Below are 18,062 nucleotides of genomic sequence, written 5' to 3'. Positions count from 1 at the left end.
TGTTTATTCTGCGATTTCAGGGAGTTCAACGGGCTCGCCAAAGAGGAGCAGGCGGACCTGATAAGCCGCATAGACTCCCTCATTGCCAAGAACTTGACCGAGAATGCGACCGGAGTCAGCGACTTCCACTGCAGCTTCTTCTTCACCCGCTTCTTCCTCAGCGGCAGCTTCATCGTCGCCGCCATCACCGAAATCGAAGCCTTCGAAACCACCGAAACCTCCGGCACCCTCGTCTCCTCCCCCATCATCTTCGGCCACTTCTTCCAAGCCGGCCTGACTCCGCACGGGAGGGGCGACATTCTCATTCCCAATGCGCACCATATCGATGGCAAAGAAGTAATCCTTGGAGGTGCTCAGGGAATTGAGCAACTTCACCGCGACATCCTCATCAGCAAGGATTGTAAACTCCATGGGCAAACTTTGCGCCAGGGGCACGGGCAAACGATCGCGCTCGAAAGGCTCGGTCCAGCTTTGACCCGACTCGGAGGGCAGCGGCTGGCGCACCACATTGCGCACGGCGTAACCACCCTCTTCCGCCAATTGACGGAAGAACCACTCGGTCGCATTGAGCTGGTAATTCAGCTTGGCAGTGGCTTCCGGATTGGCCAGCGCGTCGAGGTAGGACTCCATGCCCAGCGCGAATTGCTCGGGATAGGAGATTCCCTTCTCATCGAAGAGCGCTTTGATCTCTTCGGTCTTGGCCACGAGACGGTTTTGGAATTCCGAAGGGGAAATCCGTTCCATTTCTTCCGGGCGATAAGCCTGCAGGGCGTTTTGCAGTCCCTCGACTTTTCCGCGCAAAGCGGTCACTTCAGTCTGGCGTGCTTCCAGGTTTTCCTCAGTGGGGAAAGGACGCACGCGGGCCATTTGCTCGACCTCGCTTTTGATGCTGGAGAATTCCGCCTGACGTTCGTTGTAAGTTTTTCCTTGGCTCAATCCCAGCGCAACCAGACCGCCACCGAGGACGAGGGTTCCGGCCAGGAGGCCAATTGCAAATCCGTTTTCCTTCATAGTTATCCAGTAAATTCTTTAGAGTGTTTTGCCGTTAGTCACTTCCGCAAAAGCAACGGGCTCCCGCAGAGGCAAAATCATGGTGAAAGGAGCTCCAAAGGTCTCCTCCGCCAAGGTGGTGTTGTTGTTGATGAGGATTTCCCCGTCCTTGAGAGGCAGCACGCCATCCCGGGAATCGAGGTCGGGCTTGGTCAACTGGAAGTAAGTCTCGGGCTCCGCGCCAGACTCTTCTGCCGCTGCGTTGGCCGCCTGCACCGACTTCTTGATGCGCTCAAGCACCTCATTGACCGCGCGGTGATCCTTACCGTCCACTCCAGAACGCCAGAAGCCGTCGATGCGGATGGCGTTGAAGGCGGGCGTGCCCTCGTAGTTTCGAGCTTCCTGGCTTTTGGAATCCACGAAGGTTTCTCCATATGCGAGACGCTCGAAGCCACCCTTGGCATAGGATTTGCCAGAGTCAGCTTCTCCGGGAACGTAGTTCACATAGGGGCGAAGCTCCGTAATCCAGACAGTTTCGCTGGCGAAGTAGCCTCGCAGCTCGTTGAGGATGCCCACCCATTGGGTGCGGGACTCCTGGAAATCGGCATACTCGCCACCGATGGCTTCGATCTCGGCAATGGCATTGTCCCATTGACGCAAGGTTCCCGCGTAGGGAGCGAGTTCATCGCGGCGGTCCGAGATTTCCTGCACCTTCTCGGCGGCAGCACCGGCAGCCACAAACTTGGTGCCCGCCCAGGCACCGAGACCGGCGAGCAAAATACCGGCCGCTCCGAGGAGCCAGGGCTTGCGGCGCGCACTGGCCCGCTGGGCGCCAACTGAGGTGGGAACGAGGTCGATGTGGAGCTCTGCTTTCCCAGCTCCTTCCACGGCGAGCCCGACCAGTTCACCGAGCTGGTGAGCTTTGGCCGCGAGGGACTCATCGGCGAGCTGGACCCGGCGAAGCGGGTTGAAGGCCTCGACGGGCAAGGACAGTTTTTCCTGCAGGAAGTCGACCAAATTGCCAAGGTTGGCGCCGCCACCTGCCAAGAAGACTTTGGTGGGAGCGTTGCCGCCCTGCTGGGAGCGGTAGAAATTCGTGCGGCGGGAAATCTCGCCGGGAAGGCGGTTCACCGCATTGCGAATGTGGGAAGCCAAGGCCGCAGTGGCCTCGTCCATGCCTTCGGTGTAACCAAGACTGACCACCCCGCTGCTGACTTTGTGCCCCTCGGCCTCTGCAAAGCCCACCCCGAATTCCTTGGCGATGGAGGAAGTGAGGCTCGCTCCAGTTGTGCCGGGAGAATTGACCCCTTGGATAAACACTTTCTTGCCCTCAATGTAAATCAACTCAGTGGACTTGGCCCCGATATCGACCAAGAGGACGGGCTCAGTGACGTCAGGATAGTTGAAACGGAAGGCATTGTAGAGCGCGGTGGGCGCGGCATCCACTTCCTTCAAGCTCAACCCTGCTCCCGAAACTGACTCACTGATATCGTCGAGCACTTCCTGGCGAATGGCCACCAGAAGCACCTCTTTCTCAATGCCTCCGCTTTCGATGGCCGCCCAGTCCCATGCACCTTCGGTGAGAGGAAAGGGAATTTGTTGCTGGGCTTCCAGCTCCACCAACTCGGTCAGGTCATCGCTATCGATGGGCGGAAGCTTGACGAACTTGGTGATGACAGAGTGGCCGGGGACGGCGGCGCGAACCTTGTCTTTGCCCGTTTTGAGAGCCTTGGCCAGTTGGGCAACTGCGCCCCGCACTTCCGCGTTGCGCATTGATTCCGCTGCCGGATCGGCGAGGATATCAACCTCCTGGTATTTTTTGAGAACGAGTCCCCCCCCTTTCTGGGGCGAGAAGGCAGCCATCGTGATGCGCTGCGAGCCAATATTAAGTGCGATTGTCGACTGGGAGTCAGCCATAGGTGTGTGTTCTAGGGTCTTCGTTAACGGCTCCAGTCGCCCGGAGCCAAGAAATTAGGAAAAATGAAAAGTCAATTGTCGAGAGAAAATCCCTTTAGCGACGGTCGGTTTGCTCTTCGAGGTAGCGATCCCACCAGAGGAACTTGAAGGGAGTGTCCGCCTTGCTCATGAGAGGGAACTTGTCAGTGCGGGAAAGACTGGGAGACTTCCACCACTCTCCGGACTTGGAGCTGAAGGTGGCGGCTTCCGAGCCATTGTAGGACACGATGCCTGCTACCGCTTCCACGGCACTCTTGCCTGCCCGGTCGCCACCGGTGAGACGGCGGATGGTAGCGGGAGAGAGGTAAACCGAGGCATAGACGTCTTCGCCCACGGGCACATTGACGTAGGTGACGTCCTTCTCGAGGAGGAAATAGCCCCGGCCGGCGGGATCTTTCACCGCGACATACCAGCGGATTTGCAGGCGGTCGATGAAGCCGTCTTCCGGCTCGGGCCGGGCATCGACTTCCAACTTCACTTCGGCTTCCAACCAGTCTTTGGGATCCCATTTCTTTTTGCCGGTATTCCCTCCCAATTCGGGGGACTGCAGGTCGTCAAATGCCGGATCATCAGCCTCAACGCGGACTTGTTGGGCGAGGGCTCCCGTCGCAAAGAAACACAGCCCCAAAAGGAGCCCAGCGGTTTTTTTCAGTTTGATCGTGTGCATAAAGGTCGAGCTTGAGTTTCTATGAAACTAGGCGGTCAACTCGTCGCTTGGCGAGCAGAATTCTTGCAAAATTTTGTGTCTTTTCTGCGTAAACACATGGTGCATCCACAAAGTTGGGCTCGCTTTCGTCTGCCAATCATTGAAAGCTGCCCTCATGTTCACTATTTCCACCCAAGCGCTCACCGTGGGAGCCATCACCGATGCGGCCGCGCTCGAGCACAATTACTCTTTGCAGGACACGGACTTGATCGAGCTCCGCCTCGACGCCCTGGGAGCTGGCGAAGAGGTGATCGATTTCGCCCGCCGCCACTCCCCCGCCCTCCCTCTCCTCATCACGGCCCGCGCTCCTGAAGAGGGCGGGCTCGGTCAACACGACCTAACCAGCCGCCTGCATCTGCTGCGAAGCCTCCTTCCTTTCGCCAGTCTGATCGACATCGAAACAGCCAACCATGAGCTCTATCAGGACCTGTTGGAAGAGGCTGCCGCCCGCGAAGTCGCCACCGTCTTCTCCTACCACGATTTTGAAGAATTCGACCACCTCGAAACGATCGAAACCCTGGCTCGGGCGCAGGCCTTGGGAGCGACCATTGCCAAAGCCGCCGTCACCGTGCGCGACCCGCTGGAGCTGACTCTTTTCGAGTCTCTCCTCGCCGAGATGGAAGGGGTGCCCTTTTCATTGATGGGGATGGGCAAATATGGGCCCGCCTCCCGCCTGTTGGCGGCCCAGCATGGCTCCGTCTTGAACTACGGCTATCTCGGTGCCCAAGCCACCGCCCCGGGGCAGTGGCCGGCTCCCTTGCTCAAGCAAGTGCTGGGCGCCACCCCTCCCTTTGCGAACTATCCGTGAGGGCTCAGCGGCGGGGCAGCGCTTGCAGATACTCCACTTTCGCCTCGGCGGGAAGGGCTTCCAGAAAGATGCGGCCATAGCGTTTGGTCACCACGCGATTGTCCAAAATAGCGACGATTCCGTGGTCTTTGGCCGAACGGATAAGCCGCCCCACCCCTTGACGCAGCTTGACCACCGCTTCCGGCACCGAGTAGTCCATGAAGGCATTGCCTCCAGAGGCCTCAATGGCTTCGATGCGCGAGGCCACTACCGGATGGTCGGGAACCGCGAAGGGAAGACGGGTGACGATAACATTGCTGAGGGCCTCCCCGGGAACATCCACCCCTGTCCAGAAGGAATCGGTGCCAAAGAGAACGCTGTGCACATCCTTGCGAAATTCGCTCACCATCCGGTGGCGCGGCATACCTTCTCCCTGCACCAGAAGCCGAATCCCCTCCCGCTGGAAAAAGGGGCGCATGGCCTCGGCGGTTTTTCGCAACAGACCATAACTGGTAAACAAGACAAAGGCCTTGCCATCGGTGCGGCGGATAAAGTGCTCCACCCAGGCCGGCAGGGCGTCCGCGAACTTGGGGTCGGCGGGCTCCGGCATGCCTTTGGCTACGAAAACCTGCATTTGCTTGCGGTAGTCGAAGGGGCTTCCGATACTCACCGGCCGTGCCTCTTCCGCGCCGAGACGCCCCCGGAAATAGCGCAGCTCCCGATCCCCGGTTCCCAGCGTGGCACTGGTCAGCACCACCGGCTTTCCCCGTCCGAACAGACTCTCCCGCAGACGGTCCGCGATTTCCACAGGCGCGGAACGCAGAGTGATGGCCTCGCGATTGGCCCCTCCCCGCTCCACCCAGTAAACGCTGCTGTCATCTTCCTGGTCGAGGAAGACCCGCAAGGCGCCATGAGCCTCGCGCAGACGGCGCACGCCATCGAGCAGCTCGCCCCGGGTGGAATTGTCCTTTTCCATCCCGTCCGCCAGCTCCTCCAGCCGAGTCCACAAATCCCGCAGGGGTTCCGCCAGGGTATTGGGCACGAGCGCGGGATGGCGCACCCGGCTCTCCCGTGATTCTCCCTTGAAATCGACCACCTCCCCCACGAGTCGGAAAAACTCCCCCATCTCTTCGAAAACGCGCTCCACCCCTCTGATGGCGGTGACATCTTGCAGAGTTCGCAAGAGACCTTTGCGCGAGCGGGGATTGTATAGCCGCTGCAAATCAAATCGCATGCCCCCCTCCGCGAGCCGGATCCCCAATTGACTGGCAGCCACGTTTTCCAAGGTGTGGGCCTCGTCAAAAATGACGAAATCGCGCGGAAAAAGAAATCCGCCATCCTCGCCGCCAGGTTCGCTGAGGCCATCCAGATCGGCGAGAGCAAAGAAGAGGGTATGATTGACCACCAGAACGCGAGCCTCGCCCGCTTTTTTCCACGCCTGCTGGAAAAAGCAATTTCCCTTCGCCCCACAGAGCCGCTGGGTGCAAATCTGCGACTCGCTGCAAACTTGAGCCCAGACCTTGGGCGAGGGCTGGAAATCCAAATCACTCAGGGTCCCCTCCGTCGTTTCCTCCGCCCAAGTCCAGATGCGCTTGAGCTCGGAGGCTTCCTCCTGGCCGAAGAGGTCGCCTTGCTGCTCCCAGGCCCGGCGGAGCCGCAGAGGACAGAGATAATTGCCCCGCCCTTTCAGCAAAACAGCATTCCATTCACCCGGAACAAGGGCCTTTACGACCGGCAGGTCTTTGCGAAAGAGCTGTTCCTGCAGATTGATGGTGTGAGTCGAGACGATGGCCTTGCGCCCCTCCTCAATGGCAAAGCGAACGGCGGGCAGGAGATAGGCCAAACTTTTGCCCACCCCGGTGCCTGCCTCCACCGCCACGCAGCGATCCGACCCGAGAGCCTCCGCCACCGCCACCGCCATCTCTTGTTGCTGGGGGCGATACTCGAAGTCGTCGGAAGCAGAGAGCTGGCCCCCGGGGGAGAAGGCATGCTGCATCTCCCTCGCCAACCACGAGGCTCCGCTGCCACTCTCCGTTACCGAAATCACCTGCGCCTATTCTGCAATCGGTGCCTTCCCCGACCCGGGTCACCGGCAGGTTCCGCCAAGCGGGGAGGGCAGCCAGAGGTTACTTGTCCAGGTATTTGTCGCGCTCTTCGCAAAAGACGGTCGCCAGTTCCAAACAGCGACGCGCCAAATCACGAGCCCGGCGCGGATCGACGAGGGAAACCCCCTCTTCTTCCAATTCGCCCTGATAAATCTCCCAAGCCTTTTCCGCCGCTTCCTCGAGGTCAATTTTACGCTTGTTGTTGGAGGAGCCGGAATCTTCCCGGTTCCCACCGCCCCGGCGGCCGCGGCCCCGGCGACGGCCCTTGCGGTCGTCGTCATCCCCCTCCTCATCGGAATCCTGTTTGTTGGCCTCGGACTTATCACCGTCCTTCTTGCCATCCGCCGCGCGGGAGGAATCGTCGCCTTTCCCTTCGGAAGAAGCCTGATCGCCACCCGAGGATTGCGGGGCAGAAGATTTTTTGGCGTCTTCGCCGGATTTGCCCTCCTTCTCCTTGGCTCCCCCTGACCCATCATTGGCCGAAGAGGATTTTTCCGAACCGCCAGACTCCTTGCGATCTCCCTTACGATTCTTGGCCGCATCGCCAGCGCCCTCCTTCTTGTCGGAGCCTGCTTTTTCCTCGCGTGCCTCCGCTTGGGCCAGCTCTTTCTTCGCTTCTTCGGGGGATTCCTCGACGACCTTGATCTCTTTGATTTCTTTCACCGCCTCAGCCGGGGGATTCTCGGCGAGGGAATAAGTGGTTTCGTTCTCTTCCATGGAAATTGTTTTTGCAGAAGCCTCCTCACCCTCGCGGGGGGCGACCTCCTCTTTTTGAACGGCTTTTTTGCGGGGAGCCCGCTTACCGCGCACCCCTTTTTTCACCACTCGCTTGCGAGCAGCTTTCTTCGGGGCCTCTTGTTCTTCTGACATAGGGCGGGCAGTCTTTGACTTTACGCCCGATTTGGCAAACGCCAAAATAGTCAGATGGAAAAAAGTAAGCCCGGCCCGGATGCCATCCCGCCGGGCTTGAGGATTGCTTCCCCCCAATCTGCGGACTAAGTAGCAGCCATGGCTCCCGCTTTACCCGCAGAATGTCAGGAAATCTTCCTGGCCCCGGGCTACCCGGCCCTCCAGATTAAGACTGACCACTGCCAAGCCACCCTGGCTCTGCATGGCGCCCACCTGATCCATTGGCAGCCCGCCCACTGCCAGCAGCCGGTGCTCTACACGTCCCCACAAGCGGTTTTCCAAGAGGGCAAAGCCATCCGCGGTGGCATTCCCCTTTGCTGGCCCTGGTTCAACGCCCATCCCACTGCCCCGGACCGCCACCCGTCCCATGGCGTAGCCCGCACCCGCTTCTGGCAACTGGAATCGGTGGCCATCGAAGCGGCGGAAGCCCGCCTCAGCCTCATCCTTCCCCCCGATGACGAGACCCGGCGACACGTGCCCTTCCCCTTCTTCCTGCGAGCGACTTTTCACTTGGGAAAAACCTGCTCTGTCCTGCTGGAAACCCAAAACCGGGGAACGCGGAACGCCCTCGTGGGTGGGGCCCTGCACAGCTACCTCGCTCTCAGCAGCCTCGCCCACTGTAAGCTCCTCGGCCTCGAGAACACACCCGCAATCGATACCACGCCGACTCCGGAGCGCATCCTTCCCGGCGAAGAATCCCCCCTCACCATCAGGGGCGAAGTGGACCGCATCTATACCGGCACTGCCCTGCCAGTAACCCTCCGCGATCCCGGGTGGCAGCGGGAAATCGCTCTCTCCAAGGAGGGCTCCCTCAGCACCGTGATCTGGAATCCGGCAGAGGAAAAGGCTGCGGCCCTCGCCGATTTGCCAGACCAGGGCTATCAGGACTTCGTCTGCATCGAGGCCGCCAATGCCCGGCAGGACACCAGAATCATCGCGCCCGGCGCCTGGCACCGCCTCGGCACCACTCTGCGCGTGACCAATCCCGAAGGATAGGACGGGCCGACACATTTGCGCGCGAATTTCTTTTCTCCCTCCCGCCCTTTTCCCTTACAAGCGCTCCGTGCTCACCGCTTACGTTCACGATCTCGATCCCGTTCTGATTTCCTTTTCAGAATTTCTCAAGGTCCGCTGGTATGGCCTGGCCTACCTCGCCGGCTTCATCGCCGGATGGTGGTTTCTCAAGAAATTCGCGGAGCGCAAGCTCTTCCCCCTTGCTCCCGACAAAGTCTCCGATTTTATCGCCTACGGCGCTTTCCTGGGGGTCTTTCTAGGGGGTCGCTTGGGCTACGTGCTCTTTTACATGCTGCCCTCCGCCGAGGGGAGAGCCCGCATTGCGGAAGATCCCCTCACCATCATCAAGGTCTGGGATGGCGGCATGGCCTCCCATGGCGGCATCATTGGCCTGACCATCTTCTGCTGGTTCTACGCCCGCCGGACCAAGGTCTCATGGGCCGCGCTCGGTGACGGCCTGGTCTGCGTGGCCCCCCTGGGAGTCTTTTTCGGACGAGTCGCCAATTTCATCAATGGCGAGCTCTACGGCCACGTGGCCAAAGCAAGCTGGCCCTGGTTGGTGAAATTCCCCGGCACCATCTTCAACCCCGCCTGCGAAGAGGCGAAAAATTACGACGCCGTCATGAACGTGGCCATTGAGGCCGCTCAAGGCGAAAGCCGCAACCTCCTGCAGCTCGCCTACGAGACCGGATACGGCGGCGAACAAGCCCTCGCCACCGCTGTGCGCGAAAGCGATGCCGTCAAAAGCGCCATCGAGCCCTTTTTGCAGGCCCGCCATCCCTCCCAACTCTACGAGGGAATCCTGGAAGGACTTCTCCTCTTCGCCCTCCTCACTTTTCTACGCCTCCGCTATCCCAAGCTGCCCAAGGGACGCCTCACCGGCCTCTTCTTTCTCCTCTACGCCGGCGGCCGTATTTTCGTGGAACAATTTCGCGTTCCTGATTCCTCACTGATTGGAATTTTCACCAAAGGACAATTTTACTCCCTCTTTTTCATCGCGGTAGGAGTCGCCTTCCTCCTTTTTTCAAAAAGACCCCACTCCCAATCGCCATAATTAGAGGAATTGACAGTAGTAAAAATTCGGTCAATTATCTAGACGTTTTCAGGAGTAAAACTAGTAGCTCCCCCTTTCTGAAACGCATTCCCCACCCTTTGCTTTGAAAACAAATTCGAACAGCAACCCGTATTATTTTATTTGTGAACAAATCAGAAAGGCGAGCAGACCTCGAGGAGCTGGTCCAGACTCTCAGCCCTGATACCCGGAGAAATCTCAAGTATCTCCTTGAATTCGGCACGGGCTATCTGGGTTGCGAGGATCTCGCCCTAGTGGAGGCCCCCGATAGGCACGACGAGAGCCTCGGCTATTCCCGCCTCCACCCCATTCCGAACACAAAAAAGTATTTACGCGTCAGAGGATTCCAAACCAATCCTTGCGAAAAGAAACTGAAAATTTTTCTGCAACTCCTCGCCCTCAACGACAGCCGGGAGAACTGCTGCACGAATTTTGATAAACTCAAAGAGTACTCCGAAGCTCTCTTTGAGGGATGCCCGGACAGCATCGTGGTCACCAACGAGCGGGGCGTCATTTCCGATGCCAACCGAGCGATGGTTGCCCTCACCCGCATCTCCCGCGACAAGCTTATCGGGATGCAAGTGGCCCGATTGACCGACTCCCATGGACGGATGGAGATTGCGGAATCGTTGCGCAAGCTCGCCTCGCAAGGACGCGTCTTTTTCGAGTGCAATCTCTACGTCAAGCCCCAGCGCCGCATTCCCGTGGCGGTCTCGGTGCGCGATTTTCACTTCCAGGGACGCCGCCTCGTGCTCGCCACTTTGCGCGACATGCGCAGCGAGCGCGACGAGATCAGCGCCAGCGAGACTTACCAGAGCAGCATCCAACGCTGCATCACCAATGCCGACGATTGCTTCCTGCGCTACGATCAATTTGGTCGCATCTCGGACTGCAATCCCCACACCCGCAAGCTGACCGGATTCAGCCCCAGCTGGTTGCAAGGGCGCCCCTTCGACGACCTGCTCTCCCTCAACTCCCTGAAAAAATTTCGCCAGGCCGTCACCCGTCTCCAGAAAACCGGCTACGCCACCTTCAATGGAGAAGTGATGCACGCCAATGGCAAGCCGGTCCCCGTCCGCGCCACCATCATGCAGCTCGAGTTCAATGGCGAACACTTCTGCCGAGTCCTCCTGCAAGATCTGCGCGAAGAAGAGTGAGACTTTCCCGAAGTCTCCCCACACGCCTGTCTTGACTCTTGCCCCGCGATTCAAGAGTCTTCCCCTCCCCCACTTCCGGGACCACCTTCATGGACACTAGCCTCACTCGCAATTTCTCCATCATCGCGCACATCGACCACGGCAAGACCACGCTCTCCGACCGGCTGCTGGAATTCACCCAGACCGTTGCCGAGCGCGAGGCCAAAGCCCAGCTTCTGGACGCCATGGATCTGGAGCGCGAAAAAGGCATCACCATCAAGTCCCACCCCGTGACCATGGCCTACCCCGCCAAGGACGGAAAGACCTACAAGCTCAACCTCCTCGACACCCCCGGGCACGTGGATTTCTCCTACGAAGTATCCCGTAGTCTCGCCGCCTGCGAAGGAGCCATTCTCATCATCGATGCCGCCCAAGGAGTGGAAGCGCAGACCATGGCCAACGTGAACCTCGCCCTCGAGCAAGACCTCGCCATCGTCCCCGTGCTGAACAAAATCGACCTCCCCGCCGCCGACGTCGACAAATGCCGCCAGCAGCTGGAGGACATTCTCGCCATCCCCGGCGAAACCGCCATTCCCTGCTCTGCCAAACAAGGCATCGGCATCGAGGACATCCTCGAAGCCATCATCGAACTTGTGCCGCCCCCGCAAGACAGCGAAGACGGCCTCCTCCGCGCCTCCGTCTTCGACAGCCTCTACGACGCTTATCGAGGCGTGATTTCCTACGTGCGCGTGATGTCGGGCAGCGTGAAAAAGGGCGACAAAATCAAGCTTTTCCACACCGAGAACACTTACGAGGTCAAGGAAACCGGCGTCTTCACCCCCGGCATGCGCAAGACCGACTCCCTCGACGCGGGCGACGTGGGCTACCTCATTGCCAACATGAAGACCACCGCCGAGATCAAAATCGGCGACACCATCACCCTCAAGGACAAGCCCTGCCCCCAGCCCCTGCCCGGCTTCAAGGAAATCCGCCCCATGGTCTTCTCCGGCATCTACCCCATCGACACCTCCGACTACGAGGCCCTCAAGGTCGCGATGGGCAAGCTGCAAATCAACGACGCCGCCTTCACTTTCCAAAACGAATCCTCCACCGCCCTCGGCTTCGGCTTCCGCTGCGGCTTCCTCGGCCTCCTCCACATGGAGATCATCCAGGAACGCCTGCGCCGCGAGTTCGATATGGACGTGATCTCCACCTATCCCTCCGTGATTTACGAGGTCACCAAGACCGACGGTGAGGAAATCATCGTCGACAACCCCTCCTTCCTTCCCGACCAGCAGGAAATCGCGGAAATCCGCGAACCCATGGTGCGCATCTTCATCATGCTCCCCGGCGACTACATCGGCGACGCCATGCAGCTCATTATGGAAAAACGGGGTGAACTCGAGAACACCGAGACCATCGACGAGTTCCGCGTCATGCTCACCGCCACCGTGCCCCTCGCCGACATCCTCGTCGACTTCAACGACCGCCTCAAGTCCATGACCCGCGGCTACGGCTCCATGGACTACGAACACGCCGGCTACCGTGCCGCCAAGATGGTCAAGATGGACATGCTCATTGCCGGTGAACCCGTGGAAGCCTTCTCCACCATCGTGCACAAGGACAAGGCCCAGTCCCGCGGACGCGAGCTGGCCGAAAAACTCAAAAACGTCATTCCCCAGCAAATGTTCGTGGTCGCCATCCAGGCCGCCATCGGAGGCAACGTCATCGCCCGCGAATCCATCAGCGCGATGCGCAAAAACGTGACCGCCAAGTGCTACGGTGGTGACATCTCGCGGAAGCGCAAACTGCTCGAGAAGCAGAAGAAGGGCAAAGCAAAGATGAAAGCCTTCGGCAAAGTCAACATCCCCCAGGAAGCCTTCATCAAAGTGCTCAAGAGCGGAGATTAAAAAGGAGCGACGGCACTCCTGCCGTCTCGGGCGAAACGTTTAGCGACAAGAGTGCCGCTGCTCCTTTTAAGGGAGGGACGGCACTCTTGCCGTCGTCGGCGACCCTTACAGCGGCAGGAGTGCCGCTGCTCCATGGCAAACACTCTTGCCATCTTTGGCAGTTAGATCAGTGATCCCCTTGACCACAAATATCCTTTCAAAAAGAGAATCCATGCCGCAAAAAATGACCTTCAACTCATCCCTTTCGTTTTGCCCGACACCTCGCAAGAATTTCTCACCGAACTGGACAAAAAGCTCTGGAACGCCGCTGACCGCCTCCGCGCCTCTCTCGATGCCGCCGTTTACAAGCACGCCGTTCTCGGTCTTATCTTTCTCAAATACGTTTCCGACTCCTTCCGCATGCGGCAGGATGAAGTCACCACGCTGCTGACCGACCCGGAGAGCGATTACTACCTCGACCCCGAGGACTACGGTGGACCTGATTCAGAAGACTACGCCGAAGCCCTCCGCCTCGAGCTCGAGGAACGCGACTACTATCTGGAGAAAAACGTCTTCTGGGTCCCCGCCCTCGCCCGCTGGAAGACCATTCAAGACAACGCCAAGCTCCCGCCGGGCACCGTCATCGAGGTCACCAACGGCAAGAAGGAAGCCTACGAAATCAAATCCCTCGGCCGCTTCATCGATGACGCCCTCGAAGCCGTCGAGCGCGAGAACCCCAAGCTTAAGGGCTTCATTGAGAAAAACCGCTACGCCCGCCTCGAGATTCCGCAGGAAAACCTCGGCGGCCTCATCGACCTCATCGCCACCATTCCCTTCGAGCACGCCGACCTTCACGCCAAGGACATCCTCGGGCACGTTTACGAATACTTCCTCGGCCAGTTCGCCCTCGCCGAGGGCAAGAAGGGCGGCCAATACTTCACCCCCAAGTCCATCGTCTCCCTCATCGTCGAGATGCTCGAGCCCTACCAAGGGCGCGTCTACGACCCCGCGATGGGCTCCGGGGGCTTCTTCGTGCAAAGCGAAAAGTTCATCACGGAGCACGGCGGCAAGCTAGGCAACCTCTCCGTCTATGGCCAGGAATCCAACCCCACTACCTGGCGCCTCGCCGCCATGAACATGGCCATCCGGGGCATCGACTTCAACTTTGGGAAAGAACCCGCCAACAGCTTCACCAACGACCAGCACCCCGACCTTCGCGCCGACTACGTGATGGCCAATCCCCCCTTCAACATCAAGGAATGGTGGGACGGCAAGCTGGAGGGCGACGCCCGCTGGAAATACGGCACCCCGCCCCAGGGCAATGCCAACTTCGCCTGGGTGCAGCACATGCTCCACCACCTCGCCCCCAATGGGTCCATGGCCCTCCTCCTCGCCAACGGCTCCATGTCGTCGAACACCGGCGGCGAAGGCGACATTCGCCGGGCCTTGCTCGAGGCCGACCTCGTCGAATGCATGGTCGCCCTCCCCGGCCAACTCTTCACCAACACCCAAATCCCCGCCTGCATCTGGTTCCTCACCAAGAATAAATCCGGTAGGGATGGCTCGCCGAGCCATCCGCCCCTCCGCGATCGCAGCGGCGAAGTCCTCTTCATCGACGCCCGCAATCTCGGCTACATGAAAGACCGCGTCCTGCGCGACTTCACCCCGGAAGACATCGCGAAGATAGCCGGCACCTTCCAGAACTGGAAGCGCTCCGGTAGGGACGGCTCGCCGCAGCCGTCCGAACCCCAGACCGACCTCTACGCCGACATCCCCGGCTTCTGCAAATCCGCCACCCTCGCCGAAATCGCCAAACACGACCACGTCCTTACTCCGGGAAGGTATGTCGGCGCGGCCGATGAGGAAGATGATGGCGAGCCCTTTGCGGAGAAGATGGCGAGATTGACTAAGGAACTCGGCTACCAATTCAATAAAAGTCGACGATTAGAAGAAGTCATTGAAGAGAAACTACACTCAATCGGCCATGGCGCTTGAGAACTTAGTCAATTCCCCCAACGAATGGAAGTGCTCGACCTTGGGTGAGATTTGTAAGGCCGGAGGAGGCGGCATTCAAACTGGTCCGTTCGGCAGTCAGCTCCATGCGGCGGATTATGTGCCGGAGGGCATCCCTTCAATAATGCCAAAGAATATCATGGTCGAGCGGATCAACCCAGAAGATATCGCATGCATATCGGATGAAGATGCGAAGCGACTCGCGAAATATTTGGTTCGTTCAGGAGACATTATCTACAGCCGCAGAGGAGATGTGGAAAAGTGCGCGCTTGTAACTGACAACGAAAATGGCTGGCTGTGCGGAACCGGATGTCTGCGGATTCGACTAGGGGAACAATCGCAAGTTTCTCCAGCGTATCTTCATGCGTTTTTAGCACATCCGAATGTTCGCGAATGGGTTCTTCGTCATGCCATCGGTGCAACTATGCCGAATCTCAACACTTCAATACTGAACGCGCTGCCAGTCCCTATTCCTAGTGACGAGGCTCAAAGAGAGATCGCCACTATCTGGCGCACGTCAATTGACAAGATCGAACTCAACCGGCGTATGAACCGGACGCTGGAGGAGATGGCGCAGGCGATTTTCAAGTCGTGGTTTGTCAATTTTGAGCCCGTCAAGGCCAAGGCCGCCGCCAAAGCCGCCGGAGCCACCGCCGAAGAAATCAACCGCGCCGCCATGGCCGCCCTTGCCGGAAAAGCCCGCGCCGAACTCGACGCCCTGCCCCCCTCCACCCTCGACTCCCTGGCCCAGACCGCCGCCCTCTTCCCCGACTCCCTCCAACCCTCCGAACTCGGCGAGATTCCGGTTGGGTGGGAGGTTGGTAAACTGGGAGATATCGCAGAAAACCGCCGAGAAGGAGTTCATCCATCGACGTTATCCCCGAACACTCCTTACGTAGGTCTGGAGCATATTGAAAAACTTTGTTTTTCCCTTTATACTTGGGGCTCCGCGTCTGACGTTGACAGCCAGAAATCCCGATTCTCAAAAGGGGACTTCCTGTTTGGCAAGTTACGCCCATACTTTCACAAGGTCTGCTATCCAGCCATAGAAGGAATTTGCTCCACAGATATCTTGGTAATACGGCCCTCTAAGCTAGAATATTCAGGCTTCGTAGGCTGCCAAATTTTTGAACCAAATTTTGTGGAATTCGCAAATGTAAGAAGCACTGGAACACGAATGCCACGAGCAAAATGGAAAGATATGGCTGATTTTCCATTAGCGATTCCACCATCCCAACTCGCAGATAAGTTCACTGAGCTTGTGAGCCAACACTGGGAATACAAAAATTCAAACGTGCACCAATCCCGCACCCTCGCCGAACTCCGCGACACCCTTCTCCCCAAGCTCCTCTCCGGCGAATTGACCGTCCCCGTAACTGGATCCAAAACTGAGGAATCCCTCTCCTGACTCATGGCTGAAACCGAATACGATTTTTCCAGCATTCCCGATTGGCCCAATTTTGAGGTCACCCTGGACAAGGTGAGCGGTCGCATCCCCGTCAGCAAAATGTCCGGTTGGCGAGCCTTCACCGAAGCCATCGAAGACGACTTCTTCAACAACCGTCAAGCCGACTACGTCTTCCGTGGCCAACGCCGCTATAGTTGGTCCCTCTCCCCCAGTCTGGGTCGCCTCAATCGCTCTGGAATCATCACTTCAGCGATTGCTGAATACCAGGCCGAACAATTCGCCCGCTCCGTCCGGGGCCGCATTCGCGACAACTCCCTTGTCCAACCCGAGGAGAGAGAAGAACTCTGGTCCATCGGACAACACCACGGACTCCATACTCCTCTCATCGATTTCACTTATTCCCCTTACGTCTCGCTTTTTTTCGCCTTCGAGAAAGAAGACCCCCAGCACGAGAACGAGAACCCCTACCGCGTGGTTTACGTCATAGACAAAGCCTTCGTTGCTCGCGAGGACGTTTGCCCCGACATCCGCACCATCGAACCGCGCAAGGACGAATACGGTCGCCTCGTCAACCAAGCCGGCCTCTTTCTCTACGCTCCCTACGACAACACTATCGAAAACGTCCTCGTCAATTCCATGCAGGAAGAGGACCTTGTCGATATCGATGAAAACTCCGAAGCGGCAGAAATTGCCCGCTACATCTGTAAAATCTACATCGCGAACGAGGATCGCGAAGGCTGTCTCCGCAACCTCCGTCGTATGAATGTCCATCACGCCAGCCTCTTTCCCGATCTCATCGGCTCCTCCAGCTATTGCAACATTCTCACTGCCGAAGAAGCCCTCCACCGAGCGGAAGAGCAGAAACAGCGCGAGAAGCTAGCCCGCGAAAAAAAGGAGTCTCCCGAAAAATCGGAGGAAGGACCACAGGAACAAGAAATTTCCGAACCGAAAAGAGAGATTCCCGAAATCAGCGCGATTCTCAGCAGGCCTGAGGAGACCAGAAAGATCGAGCCAGGTCGCATTGAAGTGATCACTGATGAACTCGAAAGCGCACTGTCCAAACACCTCGTTGTGGATTGGGCTAAGCGGGAATCCTCGCAAGCGAGGCTCCGCATCGTTGCCCGCAATGTTCTCCGCCGTTTCGGGTACCCTCCGAACTTGCGTGATCAGGTCATTCAAGAGATTCTCGATATTCTAGCCCAAAAAGAAGAGAGTGATGCCGGATAAGTTTCCCTTCAATGCCCGAAAACTAATGGAAAAAGCAATCGACGTTATGCGCTTATCCATTAGTGAACCACGCGACGATAAAGTCAGCCCGAAAGTGGGAGCCGTTCTTTGGCTTAAAGGCGAAGTTCAGACCGCCAGCCGAGGCGAACTACGTTATGGAGATCACGCGGAATTCACCTTGTTAGAACGCAAGAACCGGGAACGGGCTTTAGATGGGGGCATACTCTTCGCCACCCTCGAGCCCTGCGCTCCAGGAGCCCGCAATCACCCCAAGCTCAGTTGCGCCGAACGCATCGTCAATGCCCGCATCAAAAAGGTCTACATCGGCATCGAGGATGACGACCCCACGGTCGCCCGCAAAGGCATTCAGTATCTCGAAAACCACGGGGTCGAATGGGAACTCTTTGACCGCGATCTACAGGAAGTTATCCTCAAGGAAAACGAGGACTTTTTCAAATGGGCTCGTGCACAAGCGGGCAAAGAAACCGAGGAAGAAAAACCGGTCCAATTGAGCCCCCTCGAAAGCCGAGCCGAGCATTACTCAATCGATGACTTCTCGGTGGAAGCGCTCGAATACTATCGCGAAAAAGCCGCGATCCCGGAAGCTCGCAATGATGAACGCTTCTTGCGGCGACTCCTACAACAAAACCTGCTCGAAAAGCAGGGTAAGAACTACGAACCTACCCAACTTGGAATTCTGACCTTTGCTGAAGAACCACGCCGCAGCATTTCCCAAGCTGGCCTTCTCGCAACAGTCAGGGGATGTCCCACAGGTCGTTAAAACTCTCGGTGGTCGTTGGCGTGAGATTGGCTATTTATTCGTCGATTTCAAGGTTGGTGTTGAGGCTTC

At 58.1% G+C, this 18,062-nt stretch carries 14 protein-coding genes; 9 read left to right on the top strand and 5 right to left on the bottom strand.

The window, feature by feature from the left end; genetic code table 11:
- Nucleotides 1-3: 3 nt before the first annotated feature.
- The 3 genes from JIN78_RS12240 to JIN78_RS12230 all read right to left on the bottom strand — a co-directional run bounded on the left by JIN78_RS12240 (nucleotide 4) and on the right by JIN78_RS12230 (nucleotide 3,613).
- Nucleotides 4-1,011 carry an Amuc_1100 family pilus-like protein gene (locus JIN78_RS12240; protein WP_200392264.1) on the bottom strand — a complete coding sequence of 336 codons (1,008 nt, stop codon included), beginning with the start codon at nucleotides 1,009-1,011 and terminating at the stop codon, nucleotides 4-6.
- Nucleotides 1,012-1,029: 18 nt separating this feature from the next.
- On the bottom strand, nucleotides 1,030-2,907 hold the full coding sequence (mul2B, locus tag JIN78_RS12235; RefSeq protein WP_200392263.1) for an Amuc_1101 family PilM-like pilus complex protein: 1,878 nt from the start codon (nucleotides 2,905-2,907) through the stop codon (nucleotides 1,030-1,032).
- A gap of 94 nt (nucleotides 2,908-3,001) precedes the next feature.
- Nucleotides 3,002-3,613, bottom strand: coding sequence for an Amuc_1102 family pilus-like protein (locus JIN78_RS12230; protein ID WP_200392262.1), 612 nt, complete (start codon nucleotides 3,611-3,613; stop codon nucleotides 3,002-3,004).
- A gap of 154 nt (nucleotides 3,614-3,767) precedes the next feature.
- On the opposite strand from JIN78_RS12230, the gene JIN78_RS12225 reads away from it, so the two are divergent.
- Complete coding sequence (locus tag JIN78_RS12225; protein ID WP_200392261.1) at nucleotides 3,768-4,460, top strand: type I 3-dehydroquinate dehydratase; 693 nt, start codon at nucleotides 3,768-3,770, stop codon at nucleotides 4,458-4,460.
- 4 nt (nucleotides 4,461-4,464) lie between these two features.
- On the opposite strand, the gene JIN78_RS12220 is transcribed toward JIN78_RS12225, so the two are convergent.
- Together JIN78_RS12220 and JIN78_RS12215 are read right to left on the bottom strand one after the other, a co-directional pair.
- Entirely contained in the window at nucleotides 4,465-6,486 is a 2,022-nt protein-coding gene (locus JIN78_RS12220) for an ATP-dependent DNA helicase (protein ID WP_200392260.1), read from the bottom strand.
- A 79-nt stretch (nucleotides 6,487-6,565) separates the two neighbouring features.
- Nucleotides 6,566-7,414: a putative sodium/potassium/calcium exchanger gene (locus JIN78_RS12215; RefSeq protein ID WP_200392259.1), complete on the bottom strand. Its 849-nt coding sequence runs from the start codon at nucleotides 7,412-7,414 to the stop codon at nucleotides 6,566-6,568.
- Nucleotides 7,415-7,552: 138 nt separating this feature from the next.
- On the opposite strand from JIN78_RS12215, the gene JIN78_RS12210 reads away from it, so the two are divergent.
- The 8 genes from JIN78_RS12210 to JIN78_RS12175 all read left to right on the top strand — a co-directional run bounded on the left by JIN78_RS12210 (nucleotide 7,553) and on the right by JIN78_RS12175 (nucleotide 17,993).
- Nucleotides 7,553-8,449 (top strand): D-hexose-6-phosphate mutarotase, encoded by an 897-nt coding sequence (locus JIN78_RS12210; RefSeq protein ID WP_200392258.1) that lies wholly within the window; start codon nucleotides 7,553-7,555, stop codon nucleotides 8,447-8,449.
- A 67-nt stretch (nucleotides 8,450-8,516) separates the two neighbouring features.
- A complete protein-coding gene (lgt, locus tag JIN78_RS12205; protein ID WP_200392257.1) occupies nucleotides 8,517-9,521 on the top strand; it encodes a prolipoprotein diacylglyceryl transferase in 1,005 nt (334 codons plus the stop codon).
- A 143-nt stretch (nucleotides 9,522-9,664) separates the two neighbouring features.
- On the top strand, nucleotides 9,665-10,696 hold the full coding sequence (locus tag JIN78_RS12200; protein WP_200392256.1) for a PAS domain-containing protein: 1,032 nt from the start codon (nucleotides 9,665-9,667) through the stop codon (nucleotides 10,694-10,696).
- Between the two features lie 89 nt (nucleotides 10,697-10,785).
- The gene (gene lepA, locus JIN78_RS12195) at nucleotides 10,786-12,585 is read left to right on the top strand and encodes a translation elongation factor 4 (RefSeq protein WP_200392255.1); all 1,800 of its coding nucleotides are present in this window, start codon (nucleotides 10,786-10,788) and stop codon (nucleotides 12,583-12,585) included.
- A gap of 249 nt (nucleotides 12,586-12,834) precedes the next feature.
- Nucleotides 12,835-14,559 (top strand): class I SAM-dependent DNA methyltransferase, encoded by a 1,725-nt coding sequence (locus JIN78_RS12190; RefSeq protein ID WP_200392254.1) that lies wholly within the window; start codon nucleotides 12,835-12,837, stop codon nucleotides 14,557-14,559.
- Nucleotides 14,549-15,985: a restriction endonuclease subunit S gene (locus tag JIN78_RS17560; RefSeq protein WP_200392253.1), complete on the top strand. Its 1,437-nt coding sequence runs from the start codon at nucleotides 14,549-14,551 to the stop codon at nucleotides 15,983-15,985. The genes JIN78_RS12190 and JIN78_RS17560 overlap by 11 nt, the downstream gene beginning before the upstream one ends.
- A gap of 3 nt (nucleotides 15,986-15,988) precedes the next feature.
- Nucleotides 15,989-17,212: an FRG domain-containing protein gene (locus JIN78_RS12180; protein WP_200392252.1), complete on the top strand. Its 1,224-nt coding sequence runs from the start codon at nucleotides 15,989-15,991 to the stop codon at nucleotides 17,210-17,212.
- Nucleotides 17,202-17,993: a hypothetical protein gene (locus JIN78_RS12175; RefSeq protein ID WP_234037970.1), complete on the top strand. Its 792-nt coding sequence runs from the start codon at nucleotides 17,202-17,204 to the stop codon at nucleotides 17,991-17,993. Before JIN78_RS12180 ends, JIN78_RS12175 begins: the two co-directional genes overlap by 11 nt.
- Nucleotides 17,994-18,062: the final 69 nt, after the last annotated feature.

The organism is Roseibacillus ishigakijimensis, assembly GCF_016595415.1.
GTDB classification, from domain to species: domain Bacteria; phylum Verrucomicrobiota; class Verrucomicrobiia; order Verrucomicrobiales; family Akkermansiaceae; genus Roseibacillus; species Roseibacillus ishigakijimensis.
Note: the sequence above shows the minus strand (reverse complement) of the source record. Positions and strands in the feature narration are given on the sequence as shown.